The following is a 26,662-nucleotide window of genomic DNA, read 5'->3' on the forward strand; positions in this document are numbered from 1 at the left end:
TTATTTTAAAATTTTAATTTCTTTTTCTAGCACTATTCCAGTTTTTTTTTCCACACTTGTCTTAACAAATTCAATCAATTTATTCATATCCTCAAAGCTAGCATTATTTTTATTTACAAAAAAATTACAGTGCTTATTTGAAATGTGAGCATCCCCAAAGCTTATATCTAGTGGTACAGAATCTTTTATCAATTCCCAGACCTTTTTATCAGTTTGATCAATTGGATTCTTGAATGTGCTACCACTTGTTTTTAATTTTGTTGGTTGTGCTTTATCTTTCTTTTTCTTTAATTCTAAAACTTCGTTTTCTATTTCTTCTTTATTTTTTTTTGTTCCTTTAAACGATGCACTTAAAAAAATTAAGTCCTCTTTTAAATCATTGCTTCGGTATTTAAATATAACTTTACTCGCTGGTATTGTTAAAACCTGTCCATTTATATCAATTGCTTGGATTGATACTAGCACATCTTTAAACTCTTTATTAAAGCATCCAGCATTCATCTTTAATCCACCACCTATAGTACCAGGTATGCATGCTAAAAATTCAAATCCACCTATTCCATTATTCAGTGCAAAATCAGAAAGCTTTTTATCAAGACAGGCACTGCCAGCTATAATGACATCATTTGGTAATATAGAGATATTGGAAAAATTTTTTCCTAGTTTGATAACAACACCATCAAATTTTTCATCGCTTATAAGAGTATTCGAGCCTGCACCTAAAATATGTATTTTTTCTTTTTCTCCAAATTTTTTTAAAAACAAAATTAAGTCAGGTAAATTATCTGGTCTAAAGTAAACTTTAGTTTGTCCACCAATATTAAACCAATTGCTCTTTTTTAAATCATAATCAAAGTTAATTTTACTACTAATTTCATTAGAAAATTTTCTTATTTCTTCAATGCTCATTAGATCAATTCTGGTAATTGTCTCATCCATGCTGAAATTGTACCAGCACCCATACCAACAACTATCTTTTTGCCAAAAATAGTATTCTTAATAAATTTTGCTAACTGGTACTGATCTTCAACCATAAACAATCTTACTTTTGAATTTTTAATAATATCTTTTGCAAAATTATTATATTTAAAACCTAATTTTATTTTTTCTCCTGCAGTATATATAGGGCATAATATTACAACATCAGCTTTTTTAAATGATAAGCTGAATTCTTTTTTAAGATCTTTTAATCTGGAAATTCTGTGTGGTTGAAATATGCAAATCACTTCTTCCTTTTTATAAGCAGCTCTCACACCATTTAATACTTCTCTAATTTCAGTTGGGTGATGGGCATAATCATCATAAAAATTAGTTCCTCTATGTGTAAAAATTTTATTAAATCTTCTTTGAACACCCTTAAATTCTTTTAATCCTTTTTTGATTATACTTTGTGATATTCCTATTGTTACTGCCACAGCAATTGCTGCTGTAGAGTTTCTAATATTGTGAATTCCTAATAATGGTAATTTAATTTTTCTTATAGTTAAATTCTTTTTTCCTGGCAAATTTATAGCTAAATCATATTGAGAATATTCTTTTTCTTGTTTAATATTCTTAATATAGAAATTTGATTTATTGTCAGTTCCATATGTATAATAATTCTTCATTTTTAATTTACTTAATAAATTTTTATTGTTCTTGTCATCTATACAAATAAAAGACTTCCCAAACGAGGGCACTTTATTGATAAATTTTATAAATAATTCTTTAAGATCTTTAATTGAATTATAAAAATCCATATGCTCACGATCTATATTTGTTACTATAGAATAAGTTGGTGGCACATGTATAAAACTACCATCTGACTCATCAGCTTCTAATATACACCAATCACTTTTACCTAGTTTTGCAGAATTTTTTATTGCATTAAGGACACCTCCATTAATAATTGTTGGGTCCAATTTTGTCTTTGAAAATATTGAGGCTAATAAAGATGTAGTTGTTGTTTTTCCATGTGAACCAGTAACAACTATATTTTTTGTTAAAGAGACTATATTTGCCAACATCTCTCCTCTTTTATAAATAGGTAATTGTTTTAGTTTGGCTTCAATTAATTCAGGGTTATTATTTTTAATAGCTGACGAAATGACAACAATTGTTGCTTTTGCTATATTTTTTTTAGTATGACTAATTGTAATTTTGATCTTATCTTTTTTTAATCTTTCAATATTTTTATTTCCAAGGACGTCACTCCCTTGAACATTAAATCCCATCCTTTTCATAATGAGTGCAAGGCCACTCATTCCAATACCCCCTATACCAACAAAATGTATAATTTCAGTTTTAGCTAATTCAATTTTCATTAATAACAGATATAATTTTCAGATTTATATTATTCCATGTGTTTTCATAGTTAAAATCCTTCATGTTCTTTTTTTTAACAAGATATTCTTCTTTATTATCAATAATATTAATTAGTTTATTGAGTAATGTTTTCTCATCTATTTCTTTTTGATTTAACAACCAATTAAAGCCAAGTTTATTATAAAAATGTGCATTTTCAAATTGATGGTTATCTTTCGCAGTTGGCAAAGGTATTGCTAAATATGGAGTCTCAGTAAAATTTAACTCAGCTAATGTTGATGCTCCTGCTCTAGTAATGCACAGGTCTGTTTTTTGCATAAAATTTATGACATCATCATTAAAATTGAATAATTCACATTGAATATTCTTATCTTCGTAAGTTTTTTTAAAACTTTCAAAGTTAATAGAACTAGTTTGTTGGTAAATTTTTAGTTTATATTTTTTAGCTAATTCAATAATTGCATTTTTAACTAAATCATCAAATATTTTAGCTCCTTGACTACCACCTATTATAAGCAAATTAATTGTATCTAAGGATTTATTGTAATCTCTCTTATTATAAAAATTTTTTCTTAATAATGCTGGAATTACTTTAATTTTATTTTTAAATTTAATAGGAAATTTTTTGATATTATTAGAATAACAAAATATTTTTTGACAGTAACTTAAAAAAAATTTGTTTGATCTACCTAAAACCATATTTGGTTCAAATAATAACAGCTTAATATTTAAAATTCTAGATCCTAAGCATAAGGGTAGTGACATGTATCCGCCTGTCGAAATTAATGTATCAATTTTATTTTTTCTTAAAAAAGAAATTGATTTAAAAATCAAAAATATCATAAAAATAAAATCAAGTGGTATTATTAATAAGTTTTTTGAAATTGGCCTCACATTAAATATTTTTAAATTGTACTCATCTTTGTTTAAAAATTTGATACCCCTAAAGTCAGATGTCATTGAAACATCAAAATTGCTCTCTAGATGTTTATATATTATGGTTGCGGGTATAACGTGTCCTCCTGATCCGCCTGTGCTAATTAGTATTTTTCTATTCATCTAATTGATTTTTCTTTTTGTTAAATTTAAAATTATTCCAGATAATATAGAAACTCCTATAATTGAAGAACCCCCATAACTTAAAAATGGCAATGTCATTCCTGTTGTGGGAAATAGTCTTATATTCACCCCAAGATGTATTAATGCTTGAAAAATTATTAGGCTTATTGCTCCAGTTAGTACTAGTTTATTTTTTTCACTTTTTTCTAAGTAAATTTTTTTAAAAACAGAGTAAATAAAAAATAAAAATAAAATTAATAAAAATATTATTGCAATAACACCAAACTCCTCTGAAATAACTGAAACTATATAGTCGGTATGAGCCTCTGGAACTCTTGTTTTTAAGGTACCTTCTCCTATTCCTTTACCAAAAAAACCACCACTACTAATTGCTTCTATAGCTTTATCAGATTGAAAATTATGGGTTCCACCATCAGGGTTAAAGAAAGAGAGTATACGACTTTTAATATAAATAAATTTTGGGATAAAAAAAACTACATATAGCAGGCTTATAATAGAAAGACTTATAAATAATAAAATGAATAATAAGTTTATGCCAGATACAAAAACTAATATTGCCCACGATAAAAACACTAAAAGTGTTTGTCCGATGTCAGGCTGCATTATTAATAGTAACCCAGTTGGGATAATAGAAATAATAGTCAATAAGTATTTGATATAAATATTATAATTTTTTTCACTACATAAAATTGTTGCTACAAAAATAATTATAAATGGTTTTAGTAATTCAATTGGTTGAAATTGAGGAAGAAAAAAAAGATTTAACCATCTTTTTGATCCTTTAACTTCAGTACCAAAAATTGGTACTAAAAATAGAAAAAATAAAGTAATAAAAAAAAGGTAAATAGAGACTCTAAAAAGATTATTTTCACTTAGAGAAGAGAAAAACACTAAGGTCAACAAGCCAATAAAAATATAGACCAAATGTTTAAAAAAGAAAAAATAATTATTTGTATCTAATTTATCAGAAGCAATTAATGAAGTTGAAACTAAAGAAAAAAATAAACCCAAACTAAACAAAATTATTATCAATAAAAAAATTGGTTTATCTATATTTTTCCACCAGTTATAATATATTGAGTTGAGCGAACTATTATTTATCATTTTATATAATTTTTAATAAGTTTATTAAAATATCTACCTCTTTCTTCAAAGTTTTTAAAACTATCAAATGATGCAGAGGCTGGACTAAAAAGAATTGTCTTTTTAATAAAATTATTTTCATTTTTAATATCTAAAAAAACCTTAGCAATTAGACTCTTTAAATTTAAAAATGATTTAACCACCATCTTATTTTTTAATTCATTAATAAAAAATTTTTGATTTTTACCAAAAATGTATAATTTGATCTTTTTACAATCGTTTTTTTTAAGTAGAAATTTATCTCCTTTTTTAGGTAAACCACCTATTATCCAATAAATATTTTTTAATGATTTCAATAATTTTTCTGATGAAGAAAAGCTTGTTGCTTTAGAATCATTAATAATTTTTAAAAATTTTGAATTATGAATTATTTCTTGTCTAAAACTTAGTCCTTTAAAATTTTTTAATGATTTTAATATCAAGTTATTCTTTAACTTTAATATCTTTGAAACCTTCAGCACAAATGTCAAATTTTCTTTATTACCATCTGTATCAAAATAATGATTATCAATTTTTTTAATAAACCTATCACTTATATATCTTTCTATTTTCAAAATTGATGGTGAAAATTTTTTTTGCTTTAATTTTCTTTTAATATAAAAATTTTTTGTATTTAAAATTGCAATATCATTTTTAGATTGATTTTTTATTAATTTAAATTTAGCACTTACATATTTATTTATAGTCTTGTGTCTTTCGAGGTGATCTGGTGAAATGTTTAAGATTAAAGATATATTTGTTTTAAATAACTTGCTGTATTCTAGTTGATAGGATGAAGCTTCTATTACAAATAAAGTGTCTTTTTTGATCTTTTTTTCAAGTAAAACTGGATTTCCTATATTGCCAACTAAACGAACATCTTTTTTTTGATCCTTTAATATATTGTACAAAAGCTTAGCGGTAGTTGATTTTCCGTTTGTTCCTGTAATAGTTATTTTTTGATTAAAAGCATATCGACTATAAAAAATGTCTAAATCTGTATAAATTTTTTTATGATTTTTTTTTAAAAATCTACTTAATTTACAATTATTAATATCTATTCCTGGACTAATTATAATACAGTCAAATTCTTTTTTAATTATTTCTTTGTATGTTGTGTGAGTATCTTTTATATTTTTTTTAGTAATTATTCGATCATCATATAAACTAATAATATTATTTTTTTTTAAATAACTATAAGTGGATAGACCACTTTTACCCAGACCATAAATCAGTATTCTTTTTTTTAAAAAGTTTTTTTCTAGATTTAACATTATCTAAGTTTTAATGTCGCTAATCCAATCATTGCTAAGATTATTGATATAATCCAAAACCTAATTACAACTGTTGATTCTGCCCAACCTTTTTTTTCAAAATGATGATGTATAGGTGCCATTCTAAAAATTCTTTTACCTGTAAGTTTGAATGAAAATACTTGGATTATAACTGATACAGCTTCTAGTACAAATAACCCTCCTGTTATTGCTAAAACAATCTCATGTTTAGTAATAATACCAATTGCCCCTAAAGATCCACCTAATGCTAATGAACCAGTGTCACCCATAAATATTTTAGCAGGTGGAGCATTGAACCATAAAAATCCTAAACAAGCTCCTATAATTGATCCACAAAAAACTGAAACTTCCCCCATACCTTCAAGATAGGGAATATTTAAATATTCAGAAAATACAATATTGCCCGTTACGTAACTAATAAATGCAAAACATGCTGCAACTAATATCACTGGCACTGTTGCTAAGCCGTCTAAACCATCTGTTAAATTAACTGCGTTGGAGGATCCAACAATTATAAAAATTGAAAATGGAATAAAAAACCATCCAAGATTAATAATTAAATTTTTAAAAAAAGGAAAATATAAATTTGTAAGTTCAGTGTTTTGAGATAATTGAGTTAAACCATAAATTCCAACAATGGCTATTAAAATTTGAGAAATAATCTTAAATTTAAATGAAACACCAGATGAATTTTTAAACTTAATTTTTTTATAATCATCATATGCACCTAATAGTCCAAACCCTGAAACAATAAATAACAAAAACCATATATGGTAATTTGATAAATCACCCCAAAGTAATGTTCCTGAAAAAAGTCCAAGTAAAATTAAAACACCTCCCATTGTTGGTGTTCCAATTTTCTTAACGATATGTTCGGTAGGACCATCATCTCTTATTGGATTTAATATTTTTCTTGCTGAAAAAAATTTAATAAAAGGAGTACCAATTAATAAAACTACAAACATTGATGTAAACATCGAAAGGCCTGTTCTAAAAGTTAAATACTTAAATACATTTAGAAAACTGTATTGGTCAATTAATTGAGTAATAAGACTATAAAGCATTAAACTTTCCAGTTTTTAATTTGTTAACTAGATTGTTAAGTCCAGTAGAGTTTGAACCCTTAATCATTAAATAATCATTATTATTTAAATCATTTTTAATCAAATCAATTATTTTAGACTTATCTTTCAAAATGACCCCTCTTCGGTGCTTATCAAGGTTTTTATAAGTATGTAAAATATGTTTGCCCACTACATTAATATTTTTAAGAGAAGTTTTATTAATTTCTTTGCCAGCCTCTAAGTGTAGTTTCTTTGAATAATTTCCTAACTCCAACATGTCACTCAGTATTAATTTTTTTTTAGAATTATCAATTTTTAATTCATCAAAATTTTTTATAGCAGACTTTAATGATAATGGATTAGAGTTATAACTTTCATCAACAATGTAAATACTCTTTTTGTTTAATTTAACTTTTATAATATCACCACGGCCTTTCGTCATCTCATAATCAAGAAATATATTTTTTTCTAATTTTTGTGTATCTTTAAAAATTGATATAATTGCAATTGCAGCTAATAAGTTTTTTAAATTATTTTCAAAAATTAATCTTACATAAAAATAAGTTTGTTTTTTATTAACATTTACAAATATTTTGTATTTAGATTTTTCTTTAACTATTTTTTCTAGATAAATATTTGCTAATTTATTTTTTAAACTAAATGTAAAAATATTTATGTTTTTTTTCTTGGCAATTTTTTTATGTAAATTATAAAATCTGTCGTCTTGGTTTAAAACAAGAATTCCATTTGTTTTTATATTATTAATAATTTCTGACTTTGCTAAAGCTACTTGATGAATGTTTTTAAAATTTTTAATATGTGCGTAGGAAATATTTGTAATAACACCCACATCAGGCTTGATAATTTTTGATAGATAATCAATCTCACCTTTTTTATCCATTCCAATCTCAAAAATACCAAATTCATCATTTTTTTTTAGATTAAATAAACTTAATGGTACACCAAATTTATTATTAAAAGATTTTGGTGAATAAGTTACATTACTAATCTTACTTAAAGTTTTTCCTAGCAATTCTTTAAGAGAAGTTTTTCCACAGCTGCCTGTTATAGATATAATTTTACTAGATAAATTTTCTCTTAATTTTGATGAAGCCTCTGTTAAAAGTTGCAACGTATCATCTACTACAATTTTTTTTTTAGATTTTTTTTGATTGTTAGCTATTACTAATGATGCACCATTTTGGAAAGCTTCATTAACATATAGATTTCCATCTTTATTATTTCCTTTTATTGCAAAAAATATGTCATTTTTTTTTATTGTTTTTGAATTAATTGATGCATTTTTTATTTTTATATTTGAATTAATTTGGGGAGAGTTGCTGATTTCTTTTAAAATATTTATTTTAATATTAGTTGAAAGAATTTTATTTTTTAATTTAATATTTTTAAGTATTTCTAATCTGTCAGAAAATTTGTTTACAAAATTTCCATAATCTTGTGTCTGTTCATGACCTTTGCCTGCAATAACTAAGATATCACCAGTTTTTAAGTCTAATATAGCCTTATGAATAGCTTTAGACCTGCTTGAAATCTCAAAAACTTTTGATTTATCAATAGTTTTTTTAATAGCTAGTCTTATTTTTTTTGGATTTTCGTCTCTTGGATTATCGTCAGTTAAATAAACTCTGTCACAATATTGATTGGCTATTTTTCCCATTATGGGTCTCTTGTCTTTATCTCTATTACCACCACATCCAAATACAATGAAAATTCTTTTATTTTCAAATTGTTCTTTCAAATTAGTCAAACAAGTTTTTAATGCATCGGGTGTATGGGCATAATCTAAAATAACCTTTGAATTATTTTTTAAAGTTCCAATTTTTTCAAACCTACCAATTACTGATTTTACTCTTGAAGCTAATTTAACTATTTGATCAAATTTTAAATTACTTTTTTTAGCAGCAAGCATTGCCATAAATAAGTTTTTTAATTGAATTTTACCAATTAAGTTTATCTGTAATTTATAATGTTTCTGATTATATTTAATTTCAACTATTTGTTTATCATCCCTAAATTGATGAGAATAAATATCTATTCCATTATTACTTTTTGATAAAGCCTGAAGATCCAATTTATTATTTAGCGATATTCTTTTTAAATTTTTATATTCAGGAATTTTACTATCGGTGATGATAGTTCCTCTAGGTTTTAATAGCTTCTCAAAAAGATATAACTTTGATTTGAGATAATCATTGAATGTTTTGTGATAATCTAAATGATCATGAGACAAATTTGTAAAAATTGTAGTATTAAATTTTAAACCATCAAGTCTATTTTGCTTAAGACCATGACTAGAAGCTTCCATTATAACATTGTCAATTTTTTTTTTTAAATCATTTAATATTTTGCTTAATTTAATTGGATCTAATGTCGTATTAGAAACTTTCTTTAAATTATTTTTTGTCTTAACTCCTAATGTTCCAATAGAAGCTACTTTTTTATTACCTAAGTTGAGTAGCTGAAAATAAAAATCTGCAATTGATGACTTTCCATTTGTTCCTGTTACAGCAATTAAATTTTTAGGTATATTTTTTTTTATCTTATATGATAATTCTGATAATACTTTTCTTACATTTTTTGATCTTAAAAATAACACTTTATTTTTAATACCTTCAAATTTTTGCTCTGAAATAATAACTGTTGCACCCTTTTTAATTGCATGGTCTATGAATTTAGTTCCATCTGATTTTGTTCCTTGGATTGCAAAAAAAATATAATTCTTTTTACAATCTTCACTGTTAAAACTAAGACCAGCAAACTGATGATTTTTAAATTCTTTTTTAATATTTTTAAGGAAGTTACCAATCAACATATAAGTGTTAATTTTCTATATGTTTTGTGGCCAAAATAGGCCCAATTTTTTCTATGATTTTTCCAGCTACTTCAACAGATGTCCACCCTGCTGTATTAAATGGGGTTCCTTTATATGAACCTTTTTTATTTTTATATTGATATACGTAGTCTGATGAAGTTTTCGGCTCATCAAGTAGAACTATCAGCACATATTTAGGTTTAGAAGTAGGGAAAATACCTGCAAATGTATTTACTTTTGCTCTAGAATAACCTCCTACTATTGTTTTTTGAGCAGTTCCTGTTTTTCCACCAACTTCATAACCTTCAATGTTTACAAGTCCTGCTGTACCTTCTTTAGTATTTACAATTTTTCTAAGTATTGGATTTATCTTCTCTGAAATACCAGCTTTGATTATTCTTCTTTCTTTTTCAGGATCTTTTAATTCTTTTTTTATTAAGCTGGGCTCAATAGCAAAACCACCATTTGAAATTATTGCATAAGCTTTTGCTAATTGTAATGGAGTGGTAGTTATTCCATGGCCAAAAGACACCGTCGCAAGTTTACATTTTCCCCACTTAAATGGAATAGGCTCTCCAACCTCCTCTATGTCAAAATTTATTTTACTTAAGATTCCAATTTTTTCTAAAAAAGCTTTTAATTTAATAATTTCTAATTTTTGTCCAATTCTTACAGATCCTATATTTCCAGACCTAATTAAAATTTGTTCTACGGTAAGATCTGATGGTATTTTATTGTCATATTCAGAGATACTACTTTTTCCACATTGTAGTTTTTTTTCTAAATTTAAAAATTCTGTGTCAGTATCAATTAAGCCTTCCTCTAATCCAGCTGCTACTGTAAAAGTTTTAAATACCGAGCCCAGCTCATACACTCCTTTTGTTGCTCTATTAATAAAGTTGAGATCCACTATCTTCTCTCTTTTATTTAGATCAAAATCTGGATATGAAACCATAGATATAATTTCTCCATTATTAACATTCATCAAAATTGCTGTACTACCTTTACTTCTAAATATAGATTGAAACTTTACTAACTCTTCTCTAATTAAAAATTGTATGTCAGTATCTACTGTTAATTTAAGTGGTTCGTTTGTTTGTTTTAATTTTTCATTAAAGGATTTTTCAAGTCCTGATATACCTTTATTGTCATCATCTATTTGACCAATAATATGACTAAAGAGATTTTTTTGAGGATAAATTCTAGTTAATTTTTCTTCTGACTTAATTGATTTATCTCCAAGTAACATAATTTTTTCATAATTGTCAGAAGATATTTTTTTTTCTAAATAAAAGAATTTATTTTTTTCAAGCTTCTTAGTAATCTCTTCATAGTTTTTATCTGGGAATATTAACTGTAAATTAATTAATAGTTTTTTTTTATCAATTACTTCAATAGGATTAATACCAATATCTATCGACTTAACTGTTTTAACTAAATAATTTCCATTTCTATCAAGTATGTCTGCTCTATAGTTTTTATTTATAGTTGAGAATTCCTTGGTATTTTCTTCTTTTAACGAGCCTAAATGAAGCAATTGTATTGAATAAATTACTGAAATCACCAAGAAAATAAAAAAAATAAACGCTATTCTATTAAATTGTATATCTAAATTAGTTTTACTTTTTTTATATGAAAATTCATTTTCATATTCTTCTAGAATAATATTCTTTTTATTATTCATTACCACTTTTGCTGATTAAGTCTTTTATTTCTAAAGTTTCATTATTTTTAAAGATTTCCTTAATATTCATAATTTCAATTTTGATTAAATCTTTTTCAAAATATTGCGTTTGATACTGAACTAATTTTTCAGGAGAGCTCAAATAGTTAAACTCAAGCAATACATCTTCAAGTTCCGATTTTAAAGGTCTTATATTTTCTTTAACTATAAAAATTTGATCTTCTATTTCTTTTGTAGAGGTTTTAATAAGTGATGTAATTAATATTAATACGAAAATAATAGCTACCACTAATTGTTTCATAGTTTTTTTGACAAATTTTCAATGTCAATTAAATGTTTAAATTTATCTAAGATATCTGTTTCAAAATCGAAAAAATCTTCTTTTTTAATTACATAACGTAACTTGGCTGATCTAGAAGGTGGATTTTCTCTAATCTCTTTATCACTTGGTACTATTGGTTTTTTTATAACAGATTTAAATAAATTTAATTTTTCTTCTGTTTTTGGCATATGTCTCGAGATGCTTTTATTTTCAGATAAACTTTTAAAAAAGTATTTAACAATTTTATCTTCTAAAGAATGAAATGTTACAACTGCAATAACTCCATCCTTTTTAACAACTTTAGCAGCATTAATTAATCCATAAATTAGTTCACTAATTTCTTTATTTACAAATATTCTTAATGCTTGGAAAATTTTAGTTGCACTATGTGTCTTATAATTTCTTTTTCTTTTCGAAGATTTTATAATCCTAACTAGCTCTTCTGTTGTGATCTCTCTTTTAAATCTGTCTTCAACAATATTGTGTGCTATTCTTTTACTGTCTACTTCGTCACCAAAATATTTAAATATTTTTGTAAGTTCTTTTTCATCTAATTGATTAATTACTTCTTTTGCTGAAAATTCATTTATACCCATTTTCATATTAAGTTCACCAATACTATCAAATGAAAGACCTTTTTTTGGGTCTTTAATCTGGTTCAAGGAATACCCTAAATCAAAAATTACAGCTTTTATATTTTCATGTTTTAACTTTAGATTATTTAATTGACTGAATTTTATATTTTTAAATAACAGCCTATCCTCAAAACTATTTTGAAGTTCTTGAGCTTTTATAGAGCTCTCAGAATCTCTATCTAATGCAATTACTTTTGTTTCAGGAAAGTTTAATATTCTTTTTGTGTATCCGCCTTGACCAAACGTACAGTCAATAAATGTGCCACCATATTGAGGGGTAATAATGCTAATTATTTCACTTAGCAATACCGGATAATGATTTCTCACATCTGGTATTATGGTGGCTATCATTTATTTTTTTGAAGACCATTAATTCTTTTGTCTTCTTAAAAATGCTGGAATTTCTAAATCATCATCTTCTGAGGTATTTTCCGAAGTTTCAGTTGATAAAAATCCTTCTGTCTCTGAAGTTGCACTATCCGAACTAAATAGATCTGGTGCGTCTTCACCTTCTACACCAAAGTTTTCAAGTCCATTAGAAATATGCTCCTCCTCCATTGGGCTATTTTCTTCAAGCTTTGCAGTTGTAAGTGCCTCCTCTGAAAAAGATTGCTCATAATCATTTGATTGATTGTTTTCAACAATACTTTCAACTTCTTGATTGCTGACAGTTTGCTCATTCATCATTTCTGATGATGTAGTATTTGTAACTGGTTCTGCAATTATTTCATTTTCTAACTTTAATGCATTTGCTCCATGAGAAATAGGGCTAGTCATTGTAGGTGAAAAATTAAACGATTGAGCAGAACTAGCACTGTTAAAATCTGAATAACCAGGATTTCTATTTTGTATTCTGTGAACCATATTGATTACAGATTTACTTTCTGGTTGTTGTCCATCTAGTGCCGTTGCAACTATTGATACTCTAATTTTTCCATCAAGGTCGCCAGATGTAATAGCACCAATAATCACCTCTGCTTCAGGATCTACTTCAGCTCTTATTTTATTAACCACTTCATCAACCTCAAAAAGTTTAAGATCCTTACCACCGGTAATATTTACTAGTAATCCTTTCGCACCTTTTAACGTATAATCATCAATCAATGGGTTGCTAATTGCCATGTCTGCTGCTTTAGCTGCTCTACCTTCTCCTTCAGCTTCACCAGTTCCCATCATTGCTTTACCCATTGAAGCCATTACAGTTTCAACATCAGCAAAATCTAGATTAACTATACCTGGTCTAACCATAAGATCGGTCACACTCTGTACACCTTGCATTAAAACATTATTTGAAAGATTAAAAGATTCTTCAAATGTAGTTTGTTCATTTGCAACCTTAAATAGGTTTTGATTTGGAATTACAATGATTGTATCCACATGTTTTCTTAATTCTTCTAGGCCTACCTGAGCTCTTCTCATTCTTGATGGCCCTTCATATAAAAAAGGAAGTGTTACAACACCTACTGTTAAAATATTTAATTCTTTAGCAGCTCTTGCAATAACGTGTGCAGCACCTGTGCCAGTTCCACCACCCATACCAGCAGTTATAAAAACCATGTTTGCACCCTGAAGAGTATTTACAATTTCATTTAAAGATTCATCTGCAGCTGCTTGACCAATGTCATGTTTTGCTCCAGCACCTAAACCTTTTGTTAAACTTAGGCCAATTTGAATTCTTGCTTTAGCTTTACTTAACTTTAAATCTTGAGCATCTGTATTTACTGCTATGAACTCTACTCCTTGAAGTCCATTATCAATCATTTCATTAAGTGCATTTCCACCTGCTCCGCCAACTCCCACTACTAATAATCTTGGTTGTAATTCTTTTATTTCTGGTGATTTAAAGTTAATTGTCATTTTTATTTCCCCTCATTGTTATTAAAATGTTTTTCCCATTTAAGACTTGCACGATTTAGATTTGCTTTTTTTCTTGCGTTGATCTTAAATTTTTCAAATGCTGCTGGTTCCCATATTTGGAATGTTTGACCTTGACCAACAAACAACATGCTATTTTTTATTTTTGCATGTTTTAATAATTTTGTTGATAATGAAATTCTACCTTCACTATCAAATTGTAAATTCATACTCTCAGATAAAATTGATGTTGCAAAATAATCTCTTTTTTCTTCAAATGGACTTAATGAATCTATACTTGCAGAAAGTTTTTCAATTCTATCTTGTGAGCAAGCTTCTATAGACAGATTATTAAATGAGGGATAACAGATAACACCATTGTATCCTAAGTTAGAAAGGTGAGATCTAAAACTAGCAGGCACAGATACCCTTCCCTTTTTGTCTATTTTGTTCTCGTAAGTAGATAAAAACATATTTTTTATATTTCATAAATTCCATATTTGGGAATATATGGGACAATATGGGTTTTTAAAGATAGAGTCAATATGTTCATTTTAGGCTTATTTAGCAATGATTGTAGATAACTTTTATGTATCTACATAAATTCAAAAATCAATTTTTAGTTTTAACTCAATACAATTCTAAGACTAAAAATAAGAACAGAAATGATTCAATTATGAATCAAAAGGTGAACATCTAAAGTTAATTAAAATTGAACTGTGGATAAGTTTGCTAGACAAACTATAAGCCGGGTTCTGTCATTTAAACCTATCATTTCTCTAGGCTTAAGATCACTCTTAAGCTCATGCAACTAACCCTGATGACTAGCCAAAGACGGCTTTTAGTTTTGCAACAATGTCATCTCTACTTAGTCTTGCTCCCAGTGGGGTTTTCCAGCGTTCATTGTTACCAATAGAACCGGTGCGCTCTTACCACACCTTTTCACCCTTGCCATGTTATGGCGGTATATTTTCTGTGGCACTATCCCTAGGGTTTCCCCCGCCAGGTATTATCTGGCACTGTGTCTTTGCGGAGCCCGGACTTTCCTCTTTAATAAATTAAAGCGATAAGTCGTTCATCTAGCAAATGTAATTTATTACTTAATTATAGAACTTCAAGAAAAATTTAATTGTATGCTTTGATGAGGCTTTTATTGATTAATAAGGATTCTTGATCAATTTTTCCATCAACCAACTCTTGTCTAAATCTTCTTTGAAAAGATTTTATTAATTCTCTTAAATATTTATTCCTACCAATATTTTTTGGAAATGTTTTTGAATATCCAATCTTAAACAGGTTTCTAAAAAAAATATTCTCTTCTACCTTGCTTATTTTTAGCTTTCTATTCTTTAGTAAATCTTGCTTATTTAATGTGTGCCATATCCCTATTTTATTTTTAGCCAAATATTCCCATGGGAACTTTTCACCTGGATCTTTTTTTCTAAGTACCGCTATGTCTGAGTGTCCCAAAATATTCTTAGGATTAATTTTATATTTTTTTATTAAAAACTTACTTAACTTTACAAGAGTAGTAATTTGTTTTTGTGTAAAATTTTTATAACCGTACTCATGTCCTGGGTTTGTAATTTCAATACCAATAGAATTTTGATTTAAAGACTTATAATTTTTCCAAGAAGATTTTCCTGCATGCCATGCAATATATAAATCAGGTACTATTTTTACAATTTTTCCATTATTTTTGATTAAATAATGACAGCTAACCTCAGATTGTATTTCTGTTAATCTTTTCAAAGCATCAGATTCGCTTTTCATACCCGTATAATGAAAGATAATAAATTTGATTTGCTTAGAAGTTCTTTTTTTAGGATTAAAATTTGGGGAATAGTTTAATATTGTTTTTAAAGCCATTTTTGCGTCATATTTAGAGCTAAATCTAGATTTACATTGATATTATATACATTATATAATCATAGGATAATGAAAAAAATTTTAATAACTTCACTAATAAGTTTAATGTTAGCAACAAATGTGAGTGCTGATACAGACGGTGAAAACAACTTATCTAAAAAAAATTCTGGTGAAGTTAAAGACTGTTTTGAAAGTGTAAATAGAGCAACATTTAAATTTAACCAAGTGTTAGATGGTGTTATTTTTGAACCTGTTGCAAAAGCTTATAGAATTTTACCCTCTCCAGTTAGAGCTGGGACAGGTAATGCACTAGACAATCTCTCCACACTTGTAACAATACCTAATAATATTCTTCAAGGAGAATTTAAAAAAGCTGGAGTTAACACAGGTAGATTTATTGTTAATACAACAGTTGGAGTTGTTGGAATATTTGATGTCGCTGAAAAAATTGGTTTTCCAGAGTATGAAAAAGAAGATTATGGCCAAACACTTGGTGTAATGGGTGTTGGTCCAGGATGTTATCTTGTTTTACCTGTTTTGGGACCATCCACTGTTAGAGACACAGCTGGATCATTTGTAAATTTATTAGGTGGAGATGCTTGGTATAACGTAACTGTAGCTAATGATACTCAGCATTTTTCTGACTTTGATTATTATGCATCAAGAGCAAGTTCTGGGATAGATTTTAGAGCAAAAAATATAGACTCGTTTGAAAACTTGGAAAAAAATTCAATAGACTTTTATGCTTCAGTTAGAAGCTTATATTTGCAAGATAGACAACAAAAAATAGCTAACTCTAATGCAATAACTGAAACCCAAAACGATAGTGATTGGGAAGAAATAGAAGCTCAATAATTCATAAAACTTAATGAGATTAAAAAAGTTTTTAATATTTACCTTCGTCATAATTAACTTTATTGGTATTAATCAATCATATTCAATTGAACCAGATGTATTTGTTCAATCAACTGTGAATAGAGCTTCTGATGCCTTAAATAACAAATATTCAAAAGAAGAAAAAATAGAAAAGCTAAAACAAATTGCAAGTGAAACAGTTGATATCAATGGTATAGGTTATTATACTTTAGGAGCTTATAGAAAAAATATAAGTGACAATGAAATAAATCAATATGAGATGCTTTTTGAACAATATTTTCTAAAAAGTTTTTCTAGTCGACTGGCTGAATACTCAAATCCAGAGATTGAGGTCGTGTCTAAAGAGAAATTAAATGAAAATTATACAATGGTATCTAGTATTTTAGTTGGAACAGAACAAAGGCCTGAGGTTAAAATTGATTGGAGAATTTATACAAAAAATCCAGAAAATCCTTTAATCAGAGATTTAATTATTGAGGGCTTAAGTCTAGCAAGAACTCAAAAGGAAGAATTTTCTTCTATCATTCAAAGTAATGATGGGGATATCAACGCTCTTTTTTCTACTTTAAAAGAGTTTATTAAATAATCATCTATAAAAATAATTTTTGGTGGGCCCGCCAGGACTCGAACCTGGGACCAATACATTATGAGTGTACTGCTCTAACCAACTGAGCTACAGGCCCTACTCAATTAACAAGCTTTTACTTTGTTTTTTATTCTCATTCAAGTCAAGAAAAGAACATTTGTTCTTTTAATGTTGCTTTTGTGTACCGTATGTTTTGAGATTTATTGGTAAATCTATTGGTAAGAGAATTTCTCCTTTTATTAGAGTTTATAAATTATTTTTGAATAAAATCTGACTTCGAACGTTAGTTAAATATGAACACAAACAAACAACTAACAAAAGGAAACAAAATGAAGAAAATAGCAATGGTAATAGGAATACTTTCAGTTTTAGCAACAAGTGCAAATGCTGGATCTTGGTCACACACTCCAACTTATAATGGTGGTTATACAAGCACTTTTATTCCAAGCACTGGTGACATTCTTAGATCTCACGGTCTTCCAGGATTATTCTAAAAGATACAAGAAAAATTAAAAGCCCCTTTTCAGGGGCTTTTTTTTTATCTTTTTTTTTGAATAAAATCTGACTTCAAACGTTAATTAAACATGAACACAAACAAACAACTTAACAAAGGAAACACAATGAAAAAAGTAATAATGATGATTGGTCTAATTTCAGTAATAGGCTTAAACTTAAATAGTGCAGCTAATGCTTTAGTATTAGTTGATGGATACTTCAAAAGTAACGGTACTTATGTAGATTCACACTACAGAACAAGTCCTGATGGATTTTGTTCAAATAATTTTAGTGGTTGTTAATAAACTTCTACTTAATAAAAAAGCCCCTTTTTCTCCTGAGGGGCTTTTTATTTTTTAGGGAAAAATAAAAAATCTCCTCCATCATGCCCTGTTTTATGAACTAGAGCTCTTTCAGGAGTTTGGTCTGCATTTGAGATCACGTATCTTCTAATATTTTCAAATAACATCTGTGAATTAATAACAGTATTGTTATTCTTTAGTGTATCTATTAACTTAAGTGCAAATAATGAATGATCACCACCATCACTATCAACAACAGGCTCGTTACCACCTGAAGTAATGACAAGTCTAGTCTTTTTACTCTTTAATCTATCAATATTTTTTTCATCTAACGCTTCATTACTTTCAGGAGTTACGCTTGATCTCATCAAGGTTCCTGAAAAACAACTATCAGCAATTAATAATACGTGTTTTGCTTTTGTTGCTTTAATTCTATCAACAATTCTTTGATTGCTAATCCACTTAGATCTTAGTTCATAACTTGCATCAACTGGCAGCCAGTAACCTCTATTTTCAGCTTTATCAAGTTCACCGTGGCCTGCATAATAAATTAAGAGATTATCATCTTTTTTTAATTTATTTGTAATTTTAAATAGTGAGTTAACAGTAGTGTCATAATCAGCATTAAGAAGTAAATCTACTTCAAAGCCATATTTATTAGTTAATACATCAGCAATAACGACAGCATCATTTTCTGCTGCATCTAATTTTTCTAAATGTTCATAGTTATTATTCCCAATAACTAAAGCATAATATTTTTCATCAGTTTTAATAGTTTTTTTTGATTTCAATTTTTGAACTACTTTTTGATCATCAATAAATTCACCATCTAAAAATTTTCCTTCAAATATTTTTCCATTTGCTAAAATTAATTTTCCTAACCCATCTCTTTTTCCATCTTTAAATTGACCAGTATAAATTGTACCATTTTTAGAAGTGAAAGTTCCTTGGCCGTTTTGATCTTCATTTTCCCACTGTCCATCATATATATCTCCATTTCTCCATGTATAAATACCTTGCCCATGTCTTTTTCCATTTTTATAATATCCCGTATGTGTGCTACCCAGCGATTTTAAATAATAAGTTCCATAATAAATTTCACCATTTTTATATTTGCCAATAAACTTGTCACCATTTAGATGAGTGTAAGTTCCTTCAATTCTTAAATTATTTTCAAATTTACCCTCAAATATATCTCCATTATCCCAAGAAAATTTACCTTCACCACTAAACAAAGCATTTTTAAAATGTCCTTTGTATATCTTTCCACTTGGATATTTTAATTCTCCATAAAAGATTTCATCATTTTGATACGTACCCTTAAAAATTGCACCTTCTTTATAATAGTATGTGCCTTCAACTCTTAAGTTATTTTCAAACTGTCCATCGAATTTTTCCCCATTACTCCAAGTATAAATACCCTTTCCATGTTTCAGACCATTTACAAAATTACCCTCATATCTATCACCTTTATTTATTCCTTCTTTTGTAGAAACAAATGATCCTTGACCATGAGGCTGTCCATCTTTATTGACTTGTCCTGTATATTTCTTATCTGGAAAATCTATATTCTTATAACTTGCTATGATTTTAGTTTGGTCACCTTCTTCTATAGAAGCTTTAGTATTTTTATCTTTTTTTTCAATTTTGATTGTTGTTTCGGTATTGCCTCTTGAATAACTAGCCTCTAAAGCTGCATTCGTATAGCCTTTGTAAGCGACCACTCCTATTGTAGCTAAAATTACCACAAGAACTATGCCTATTGATAATGTCCATATAACACCTTTTGCAAATCCACTCTTTTTCATCTGAATAATTCTAGCATTAAAACGTTAATATTTCAGGAGGTATTATGAAAGCAAAAACTATCATAATCGCATTATTTGTTCTCCTGCCTAATATAACTATGGCAGATATCAAATATAATCCTTTTACTGGTCAGTGGGAAAGTGCTCCAAGAGATTCTAGCTTGAAGTACAATCCTTTTGATGGAGATTGGTCTCATGAACGATCAGACTCTAATCTTGAGTACAATCCATTTACTGGCAAATGGGATTATGAGAAATAAATAATCACCTAAAAAGGGTAGTTTTTACTGCCCTTTTTAGACTTAAAAATATTTCATTTATTTTTGAATAAAATCTGACTTCAAACGTTAATTAAACATGAACACAAACAAACAACTTAACAAAGGAAACAAAATGAGAAAAATAATTTTAAGTTTATTAGTAATATTATCAATGAGCACTGCATTAACTACTCCTTCACAAGCAGGATGGTCTAATGGCCCTGGTGGCCTTTTTTGGTGTAACAACAACGGTGGATGTGTAAAAAAATAATCTAAATAAAATTCAATATTAAAGCCCCTTCTCTCTCAGGGGCTTTTTTTTTGAATAAAATCTTACCTCAAACGTTAATTAAACATGAACACTAACAAACAACTTAACAAAGGAAACAAAATGAAAAAAATAGCAATGGTAATAGGAATACTTTCAGTTTTAGCAACAAGTGCAAATGCTGGATCTTGGTCACATACTCCTTATTCTGATACGAATTATATGGGTGGTGCTACTCAATGGAAAAGTACTTATAATTACTAAATCCAAAAAAATATTATCTAAAAGCCCCTTTTCAGGGGCTTTTTTTTTATCTTTTTTTTTGAATAAAATCTGACTTCAAACGTTAATTAAACATGAACACAAACAAACAACTTAACAAAGGAAACACAATGAAAAAAGCAATGGTAATAAGAGAAGAAGAAAAAACATCAGTTACACAAATTATAGGTGGTTTAATGATTGGCTTTGCAGCTATTGATTTTGTAGCATCTTTTGCAGGTGTTAATTTAACTCCATTTTTAGGTTCAGCATCAAGATTTTCACCAATCGTTTTTGGTTTAATTGGAAGTGCATTACTTAACTCTAACTCTAAATAATTAAATGAAAAAAATATTTTTAATTATTGGGATAGTTTCAGTTTTAACCAATACTTCTCAAGCTAGCGAATGGAACATAATTTCTAGTGAGTTAACTGGTTATAATTTTTACACTAACAAAATAATTAAAGGTGGAAACTTTTAATGAAGCCTCAATTTATAATTATAGCTATTCTAATTACCCTGAAAGTGATTGGAGTAGCTAGTCGCGCAAATGCAGATTATTTTTGTCATTACAAAGATAAAGATTATGGATTTGGTTATAACTCTGATGGATTTAATGAACATGGACAAAAAAGTATTTTAAAATTTGCTCAAGATTCTCAGTGCAACAAAAAAATGAATGATTTTTATAAAAGTAAAGGAATATACTAAATATGAGCTCAAAAATTATGCTAATTACTATCCTTATTTTTATTAAAATAATTGTAGTAGCTAGTCGTGCAAAAGCTGATGAAATTTATCTTACTTGTAGTAATGAAGTAAAAATTCAAATTATTAATAACTTAAATAACCCCACATACAGGTGTGGAAATGCACCTAAATTTGTAAGGATATAAATGAATTTGAATAAGAATTATAATTACATTAAGCTAGATACATTAGATTTAGTTAGAGATTATAGATATGACAGAGAAACTGGACGAGAATTTTATCAAGAGTTTAGTGGTGATAGCGCTAGGGATAGTGAGGGGGAAAAGCGACCCTTACGAATTAGTGAATGGTGCTATGGAATATTTAATTTCTAATAAAGAAAAATATATGGATCATCCAAACATTAAAGCAATAGTAGTATTAAAAATGAAAGGTCTCTTTATTGATGGAATTAGAAAAAATCAAAAGTTTTCTTCTATGACTGATGACGAGGGAAACGATTTACAGGTAGTTGACGAGAAACAGGCTGATATTTCAGATCAAATCAGTCTAAGTAACGAATGTAACAAAGTTCTTTCAGCTATTAAAACTATGGGTGAAAAATGCCAAGAAATTTTAATGCTAGCTTCAGAGGGCATGAGTATGCAGGAAATGCAAGAAATAACTGAAGTTAAAAGCTTAGGAACAGTTTTAAGTAGATTATCAAATTGTCGAAAAGAATTAAAAGGACTGGTTGCTTAATGATTGATGAAACAAAAATAATGCAATATGCCGATGGCACTTTACCCGTCGAAGATCATGAAGAGGTTAAAAAAGCAATTGAAGCTGATCCAAAACTAAAAGAATTATATAATACTTTTAAAGAAACTGGGGACTTACTATTTAAACTTGGTAATGAAATAAAATCTCAACCATTGCCTAAAAACTTACAAGATAAAGCGGATATACTTAAGACCTGGAAAAAGCCAATAGTTAGAGGGTCTAATTCTTTAAATTTCTTTGGATTGTTTAATATACAGCCAGCTGGGATGGCTGCAGCATTTGTAATGTTCTTTGTGGGTGGAATTTATGTCGATAATTTTATCTCAGGAAAAGATGTTGGTAAATCAAATCAAGTAACAGCTTTAACTCAAAAAGTTGAGGCACCTAAAGATCTTAAATTTAGAGGTATGCCAAGTGCTGATGAAGATTTATCTACAAGAGTAACCAATCTTTATAGATATTTTAATGCAGACCAATTCATTAAAGATATTAATTCTAAATTAGATAGTTTAGAAATAAATGATGAGTTTGAATCATCTTTAGAAGATAATGATGGTAAAAAAGTTAAGTTCATATTAGTTGAAAACTTTGATGCTAATGGAAATAATTGTAAAAAAGTTGCATTTAATGAACCTTTAAAACTATCCAGTAATGATCAAGGATCTAATGTTTCTCTAGATATATGTAAAATAAACAATAATTATGAAATTACATCTATTAACTTATCTAAGTAAATAGTGTTAAATAAAGAGATGTTTAAAAAGATTTCTTTATTATTTGTATTATTAATTTTTCAAATCTCAGTTGTTAATGCCAATGATGAACTTTATGAAAAAAGATTATCTGAAGCAAATGCTAAAATAGAAAAAATTAAAAATAGCTCAAAACCATGTGAAGACTCCAATTATAAAAACTGGAATGATTGCTTTGCTGAGTACTCATTTCCTAGAGGTACCTATAAAGGTCAATGGAAAAATGGAATGTTAGATGGCGTAGGCATGTATACAGAAGTTTGGGGTGGCGTTTACATAGGTGATTATAAAAATAATAATGCTAATGGCAAAGGTAGATATTTTTTAAAAAATGGCACTATTTTTGAAGGTGATTTCAAAAATGATTTAGCACATGGCAAAGTGAAATACCTCTCTGAGTATGGAGATGAAATCATAGGTGATTTTAAAGAACATAAAGTTAATGGATACGCAATAGAAATAAAAGAAAATGGTATAAGATATGAAGGCGAATGGAAAAACGACTTATATCATGGCAAAGGCAAACAATTTTTTCCTGAAGGCACAGATGTTGATCTAACTAAGGCTGAAGGTGACTTTTTTGAAGGCTATAGATCAGGTAAGGGCAAAATTTATTATCATGGTGGTTGTTTTTATGAGGGTGAAATTTCCTATAATTGGGAACAAGGTCAAGGTGTAATGGATTGCTCTAAGGATAATTCTGAAACATTCATAACATATAATGGAAACTGGGAAGATGCTTATGAGAATGGATTAGGAGATATAAAATATAAAAATGGAGATAGTTATAAAGGAAATTTTGAAGATACCTCGGTACACGGCAAGGGGAAATATACTTGGAAAAATGGTGAAACTTATGATGGCAATTTTGTTTACGGAAAGATAACTGGTAGTGGCACAAAGACATATGAAGATGGCGGGGTTTACAAAGGAAAATGGTTAAATGGAAAGCGTCATGGTGATGGCACAATGAAATTTTCTAATGGTGATGTTTACAAAGGGAAGTGGCAGCAGGATTGGGAAAATGGATATGGAAACCTAACATATGCATCAGGTGAAAAATATATTGGCTTATTCCAAGATGGTAGAAAACTAGAGGGTGTAACTACTATGCCTGAGTTTACTACTAATGAAAAATATTTTGCATTAATTATTGGAAATAATAATTATCAAAATCTAGAAAAATTAGATGCAGCAGAAAATGATGCTAGAGGAATGGCAGAAGTTTTAGATAAAAGTTATGGGTTTGATACGACTTTATTACTTAATGCAAATTATGATGAAACTGCAAATGCTGTTATTAAATTTACTAAAAATAGAAATGAGACAGATAACCTTCTTATATATTATGCAGGACATGGTGAGTTGGAAAAAGAAGAGGATAGAGGTTATTGGTTACCTATTGATGCTGGTCTTGAACAAGATGCAAAATGGCTAGGAAATGATAATATAAAAAATTGGATACGAAGATCTAAAGCACAACATATTTTGCTAATAGTGGATAGTTGTTTTGCAGGATCTGTTTTAAGGGGAGATAATAAGATTCCAAAAAACATCAAGATTAATAAAAATGAAATTGAGAGATTTAAAGCACTAAAAACTAGATTGGCGATTACTTCTGGTGGTAACACTCCAGTAGTTGATAGTAATGGTGGTCAAAACTCTTTTTTTGCTGACAAATTAATTAGAACACTAAAAAATAATGACCAAGTAATAGGTGCATCAGATTTATTTAGAAGTGTAAGAAAATATGTAATTGATAATGCCTCCCAAACCCCAAATATGTCAGGAATTTATGGAACTGGTCATGATGGTGGAGAATTTTTATTTTACCCTAAATCTTAAGAAAGCTCTTCAAATTTGTCCCACTCACCGTCTTCATTATAATCATGAGCTTTAACATCAAATTTACCATCAGCATCTTCATCCAAAAAAGCTAGGTCAGATTTTCCATTTTCATCATTGTCGAGCACTAATATCTCCCAAACACCATCTTCGTCTTTATCAATTAATGTGCCTTCAACAAATCCATTTTCATCATCATCAATGAATCCTAAATCAATTTTTCCATTTTTATTGTCATCAACATACCAAGTATCTACAACACCATTTTTATTATAATCTTGTGTTTTAGCCTTTGGGTAATCTTTTTTAATAACTGCATCAATAGTATTAACTTTTGTTATATTTGGATTTGCTTTAATAAATTCTTTTGCGTGATCAACCGCAACTGCAAAGTTTAAGTTTTGACCATCAGCACCCCAAGTATTAATGCCAACTATTTTTCCAGACTCACTAAATAAAGGTCCTCCAGAATTACCTGGGCTAATTGGTGTTTGAGTTTGAATAACTGTTGCCTGATGTTCAGATTTATCCTCATAAACCCACTTTTTATTCTTTCTAATTTGACTAACTGTCCCAAGAGTAAAACTCCAAGGTAATCCATTTGGATGTCCGATTGCATAAACTGTATCACCGATACTAACACTCTCGTTAGATCCGAGTTCAACTACTTTTGTACCTGCTGTTAGACCACTCACTTTAACTAAAGCTAAATCCTGACCTTTGTTCTCAGCCAATACTGATCCAAAATAAGGGTCGATGTCTTTGAATAAAACTTCTGTTTCAACAGCTCCATCTTTTGGTAGTGGCCAAACAAAAATCTCCTTAGTTCCCTTTGTAACATGCCAATTAGTTAGTATGACGCCAGACTCGTGAACTAAAAAACCAGCTCCAAGACTTTCTTTACCTTCAGTTGCATTATAAAGAAATACAACACTGTTAGCATAATCTTTATAAATATTTTTAGCTGAACCTCTAAACTTAATTTTCTTTTTTTTCTTTAAACTTTCATCAGTTTTAATTGCAAATTCTTTAGCGACTTTATATTTAGATTTTAGTTCTAAAGCTTTATCAATTTTTAATAAATCTGGACTTATATTAATTTGTACTGACTTTAATTCTAAATTATTGCTACTACCCCTTAGTTTCAATTTTTTTTCATCAGCATTCGCTCCTGTAATTATCTGACCAACAAAACTGATAATACCAATTACTAATACGACTTTAGTTAGAACGGCCCAAAATTTTGATCCTTTATATTTATCAGAAGAACGCCAAATACCGACTGTACTAAATATAACCCAAGGGATTAAAAATAAGTTTATTGCTATTTCTGACATGCCTAAAGAAATAACAATAATTCCAATTACAAAACCAACAATCATTCCAAAGACAACTCCAACTAACCAGTAAGATTTTGGAAGTGAAATATCACCATTCCAAAATTTCTGAAAAAAATTTGCTGGTTGGGATTTTCTTTTTTTTACCATTAATTACCCTACTATCTTTCGATCTATTGGTAAATGATTGGTAAGTGATTGGTAAATTAAATTCTTAAATTGCTTGGCAAAAAATCGTGTTAATGGTAGCTTATTCGTTGAGTGAATTGGTTTAAAGTAAAAAGAGAAATTATGAGTGTACTGCTCTAACCAACTGAGCTACAGGCCCTAAAAAT

Annotated in this window: 29 protein-coding genes, 1 tRNA gene and 1 other RNA gene; 14 read left to right on the top strand and 17 right to left on the bottom strand. The window is 28.3% G+C overall.

Annotation, left to right across the window (positions count from 1 at the left end; translation table 11 throughout):
• From murB to AC5SLT_RS05125, 14 genes are all read right to left on the bottom strand, one after another.
• The gene (gene murB / locus AC5SLT_RS05060; RefSeq protein ID WP_494591487.1) at nucleotides 1–939 is read right to left on the bottom strand and encodes a UDP-N-acetylmuramate dehydrogenase; all 939 of its coding nucleotides are present in this window, start codon (nucleotides 937–939) and stop codon (nucleotides 1–3) included.
• The gene (gene murC, locus AC5SLT_RS05065; protein WP_494591489.1) at nucleotides 909–2,303 is read right to left on the bottom strand and encodes a UDP-N-acetylmuramate--L-alanine ligase; all 1,395 of its coding nucleotides are present in this window, start codon (nucleotides 2,301–2,303) and stop codon (nucleotides 909–911) included. The genes murB and murC overlap by 31 nt, the downstream gene beginning before the upstream one ends.
• Nucleotides 2,293–3,363 (bottom strand): UDP-N-acetylglucosamine--N-acetylmuramyl-(pentapeptide) pyrophosphoryl-undecaprenol N-acetylglucosamine transferase, encoded by a 1,071-nt coding sequence (locus AC5SLT_RS05070; protein WP_494591491.1) that lies wholly within the window; start codon nucleotides 3,361–3,363, stop codon nucleotides 2,293–2,295. The genes murC and AC5SLT_RS05070 overlap by 11 nt, the downstream gene beginning before the upstream one ends.
• Entirely contained in the window at nucleotides 3,364–4,488 is a 1,125-nt protein-coding gene (locus tag AC5SLT_RS05075) for an FtsW/RodA/SpoVE family cell cycle protein (RefSeq protein ID WP_494591493.1), read from the bottom strand.
• The gene (murD, locus tag AC5SLT_RS05080) at nucleotides 4,485–5,780 is read right to left on the bottom strand and encodes a UDP-N-acetylmuramoyl-L-alanine--D-glutamate ligase (protein WP_494591495.1); all 1,296 of its coding nucleotides are present in this window, start codon (nucleotides 5,778–5,780) and stop codon (nucleotides 4,485–4,487) included. The genes AC5SLT_RS05075 and murD overlap by 4 nt, the downstream gene beginning before the upstream one ends.
• Nucleotides 5,780–6,865 carry a phospho-N-acetylmuramoyl-pentapeptide-transferase gene (gene mraY / locus AC5SLT_RS05085; RefSeq protein WP_494591498.1) on the bottom strand — a complete coding sequence of 362 codons (1,086 nt, stop codon included), beginning with the start codon at nucleotides 6,863–6,865 and terminating at the stop codon, nucleotides 5,780–5,782. The genes murD and mraY overlap by 1 nt, the downstream gene beginning before the upstream one ends.
• On the bottom strand, nucleotides 6,855–9,698 hold the full coding sequence (murF, locus tag AC5SLT_RS05090; protein WP_494591500.1) for a bifunctional UDP-N-acetylmuramoyl-L-alanyl-D-glutamate--2,6-diaminopimelate ligase MurE/UDP-N-acetylmuramoyl-tripeptide--D-alanyl-D-alanine ligase MurF: 2,844 nt from the start codon (nucleotides 9,696–9,698) through the stop codon (nucleotides 6,855–6,857). Before murF ends, mraY begins: the two co-directional genes overlap by 11 nt.
• A 7-nt stretch (nucleotides 9,699–9,705) precedes the next feature.
• Nucleotides 9,706–11,388 (bottom strand): peptidoglycan D,D-transpeptidase FtsI family protein, encoded by a 1,683-nt coding sequence (locus AC5SLT_RS05095; RefSeq protein ID WP_494591502.1) that lies wholly within the window; start codon nucleotides 11,386–11,388, stop codon nucleotides 9,706–9,708.
• Nucleotides 11,375–11,683, bottom strand: coding sequence for a cell division protein FtsL (locus AC5SLT_RS05100; RefSeq protein WP_494591504.1), 309 nt, complete (start codon nucleotides 11,681–11,683; stop codon nucleotides 11,375–11,377). Before AC5SLT_RS05100 ends, AC5SLT_RS05095 begins: the two co-directional genes overlap by 14 nt.
• Nucleotides 11,680–12,690: a 16S rRNA (cytosine(1402)-N(4))-methyltransferase RsmH gene (gene rsmH, locus AC5SLT_RS05105; protein WP_494591506.1), complete on the bottom strand. Its 1,011-nt coding sequence runs from the start codon at nucleotides 12,688–12,690 to the stop codon at nucleotides 11,680–11,682. The genes AC5SLT_RS05100 and rsmH overlap by 4 nt, the downstream gene beginning before the upstream one ends.
• 18 nt (nucleotides 12,691–12,708) lie before the next feature.
• Nucleotides 12,709–14,196: a cell division protein FtsZ gene (gene ftsZ, locus AC5SLT_RS05110; RefSeq protein WP_494591509.1), complete on the bottom strand. Its 1,488-nt coding sequence runs from the start codon at nucleotides 14,194–14,196 to the stop codon at nucleotides 12,709–12,711.
• A 2-nt stretch (nucleotides 14,197–14,198) separates the two neighbouring features.
• Complete coding sequence (mraZ, locus tag AC5SLT_RS05115; RefSeq protein WP_494591511.1) at nucleotides 14,199–14,666, bottom strand: division/cell wall cluster transcriptional repressor MraZ; 468 nt, start codon at nucleotides 14,664–14,666, stop codon at nucleotides 14,199–14,201.
• A 255-nt stretch (nucleotides 14,667–14,921) separates the two neighbouring features.
• Nucleotides 14,922–15,276: RNase P RNA component class A (rnpB, locus tag AC5SLT_RS05120), an RNA gene on the bottom strand.
• A 42-nt stretch (nucleotides 15,277–15,318) separates the two neighbouring features.
• Nucleotides 15,319–16,062: an N-acetylmuramoyl-L-alanine amidase gene (locus tag AC5SLT_RS05125; protein WP_494591513.1), complete on the bottom strand. Its 744-nt coding sequence runs from the start codon at nucleotides 16,060–16,062 to the stop codon at nucleotides 15,319–15,321.
• 69 nt (nucleotides 16,063–16,131) lie between these two features.
• Between AC5SLT_RS05125 and AC5SLT_RS05130 the strand changes: the two genes are divergently transcribed.
• Nucleotides 16,132–16,917 (top strand): MlaA family lipoprotein, encoded by a 786-nt coding sequence (locus AC5SLT_RS05130; protein ID WP_494591515.1) that lies wholly within the window; start codon nucleotides 16,132–16,134, stop codon nucleotides 16,915–16,917.
• A gap of 13 nt (nucleotides 16,918–16,930) precedes the next feature.
• Complete coding sequence (locus tag AC5SLT_RS05135; protein ID WP_494591516.1) at nucleotides 16,931–17,524, top strand: Tgt2/MlaC family protein; 594 nt, start codon at nucleotides 16,931–16,933, stop codon at nucleotides 17,522–17,524.
• A gap of 20 nt (nucleotides 17,525–17,544) precedes the next feature.
• On the opposite strand, the gene AC5SLT_RS05140 is transcribed toward AC5SLT_RS05135, so the two are convergent.
• Nucleotides 17,545–17,621, bottom strand: a tRNA-Ile gene (locus AC5SLT_RS05140).
• A 196-nt stretch (nucleotides 17,622–17,817) separates the two neighbouring features.
• Between AC5SLT_RS05140 and AC5SLT_RS05145 the strand changes: the two genes are divergently transcribed.
• Both AC5SLT_RS05145 and AC5SLT_RS05150 read left to right on the top strand, forming a co-directional pair.
• Nucleotides 17,818–18,018 (top strand): hypothetical protein, encoded by a 201-nt coding sequence (locus tag AC5SLT_RS05145; protein ID WP_494591518.1) that lies wholly within the window; start codon nucleotides 17,818–17,820, stop codon nucleotides 18,016–18,018.
• Between the two features lie 126 nt (nucleotides 18,019–18,144).
• Nucleotides 18,145–18,321 (top strand): hypothetical protein, encoded by a 177-nt coding sequence (locus AC5SLT_RS05150; RefSeq protein WP_494591520.1) that lies wholly within the window; start codon nucleotides 18,145–18,147, stop codon nucleotides 18,319–18,321.
• Between the two features lie 47 nt (nucleotides 18,322–18,368).
• Here AC5SLT_RS05150 and AC5SLT_RS05155 read toward each other — a convergent pair whose 3' ends face one another.
• On the bottom strand, nucleotides 18,369–20,129 hold the full coding sequence (locus AC5SLT_RS05155; protein WP_494591523.1) for a caspase family protein: 1,761 nt from the start codon (nucleotides 20,127–20,129) through the stop codon (nucleotides 18,369–18,371).
• A 98-nt stretch (nucleotides 20,130–20,227) separates the two neighbouring features.
• On the opposite strand from AC5SLT_RS05155, the gene AC5SLT_RS05160 reads away from it, so the two are divergent.
• The 10 genes from AC5SLT_RS05160 to AC5SLT_RS05205 all read left to right on the top strand — a co-directional run bounded on the left by AC5SLT_RS05160 (nucleotide 20,228) and on the right by AC5SLT_RS05205 (nucleotide 24,990).
• Nucleotides 20,228–20,389: a hypothetical protein gene (locus AC5SLT_RS05160; protein WP_494591525.1), complete on the top strand. Its 162-nt coding sequence runs from the start codon at nucleotides 20,228–20,230 to the stop codon at nucleotides 20,387–20,389.
• Nucleotides 20,390–20,486: 97 nt separating this feature from the next.
• Entirely contained in the window at nucleotides 20,487–20,660 is a 174-nt protein-coding gene (locus AC5SLT_RS05165) for a hypothetical protein (protein ID WP_494591527.1), read from the top strand.
• Between the two features lie 120 nt (nucleotides 20,661–20,780).
• Complete coding sequence (locus AC5SLT_RS05170; protein ID WP_494591529.1) at nucleotides 20,781–20,921, top strand: hypothetical protein; 141 nt, start codon at nucleotides 20,781–20,783, stop codon at nucleotides 20,919–20,921.
• A gap of 92 nt (nucleotides 20,922–21,013) precedes the next feature.
• Nucleotides 21,014–21,256, top strand: a complete 243-nt coding sequence (locus AC5SLT_RS05175) for a hypothetical protein (protein ID WP_494591531.1) — start codon at nucleotides 21,014–21,016, stop codon at nucleotides 21,254–21,256.
• Between the two features lie 4 nt (nucleotides 21,257–21,260).
• Nucleotides 21,261–21,401 (top strand): hypothetical protein, encoded by a 141-nt coding sequence (locus AC5SLT_RS05180; protein WP_494591534.1) that lies wholly within the window; start codon nucleotides 21,261–21,263, stop codon nucleotides 21,399–21,401.
• Nucleotides 21,401–21,631, top strand: coding sequence for a hypothetical protein (locus tag AC5SLT_RS05185; protein WP_494591535.1), 231 nt, complete (start codon nucleotides 21,401–21,403; stop codon nucleotides 21,629–21,631). The genes AC5SLT_RS05180 and AC5SLT_RS05185 overlap by 1 nt, the downstream gene beginning before the upstream one ends.
• 2 nt (nucleotides 21,632–21,633) lie before the next feature.
• The gene (locus AC5SLT_RS05190) at nucleotides 21,634–21,816 is read left to right on the top strand and encodes a hypothetical protein (RefSeq protein ID WP_494591537.1); all 183 of its coding nucleotides are present in this window, start codon (nucleotides 21,634–21,636) and stop codon (nucleotides 21,814–21,816) included.
• Nucleotides 21,817–21,985: 169 nt separating this feature from the next.
• A complete protein-coding gene (locus AC5SLT_RS05195; RefSeq protein WP_494591539.1) occupies nucleotides 21,986–22,372 on the top strand; it encodes an RNA polymerase sigma factor in 387 nt (128 codons plus the stop codon).
• The gene (locus tag AC5SLT_RS05200) at nucleotides 22,372–23,127 is read left to right on the top strand and encodes an anti-sigma factor (protein WP_494591541.1); all 756 of its coding nucleotides are present in this window, start codon (nucleotides 22,372–22,374) and stop codon (nucleotides 23,125–23,127) included. Before AC5SLT_RS05195 ends, AC5SLT_RS05200 begins: the two co-directional genes overlap by 1 nt.
• A gap of 18 nt (nucleotides 23,128–23,145) precedes the next feature.
• Nucleotides 23,146–24,990, top strand: coding sequence for a caspase family protein (locus tag AC5SLT_RS05205; protein ID WP_494591543.1), 1,845 nt, complete (start codon nucleotides 23,146–23,148; stop codon nucleotides 24,988–24,990).
• Here AC5SLT_RS05205 and AC5SLT_RS05210 read toward each other — a convergent pair.
• Nucleotides 24,987–26,477, bottom strand: coding sequence for a S1C family serine protease (locus AC5SLT_RS05210; protein WP_494591545.1), 1,491 nt, complete (start codon nucleotides 26,475–26,477; stop codon nucleotides 24,987–24,989). The genes AC5SLT_RS05205 and AC5SLT_RS05210 overlap by 4 nt on opposite strands.
• Nucleotides 26,478–26,662 lie beyond the last annotated feature (185 nt).

The sequence above is a fragment of the Candidatus Pelagibacter sp. PS_11 genome (assembly GCF_059417975.1).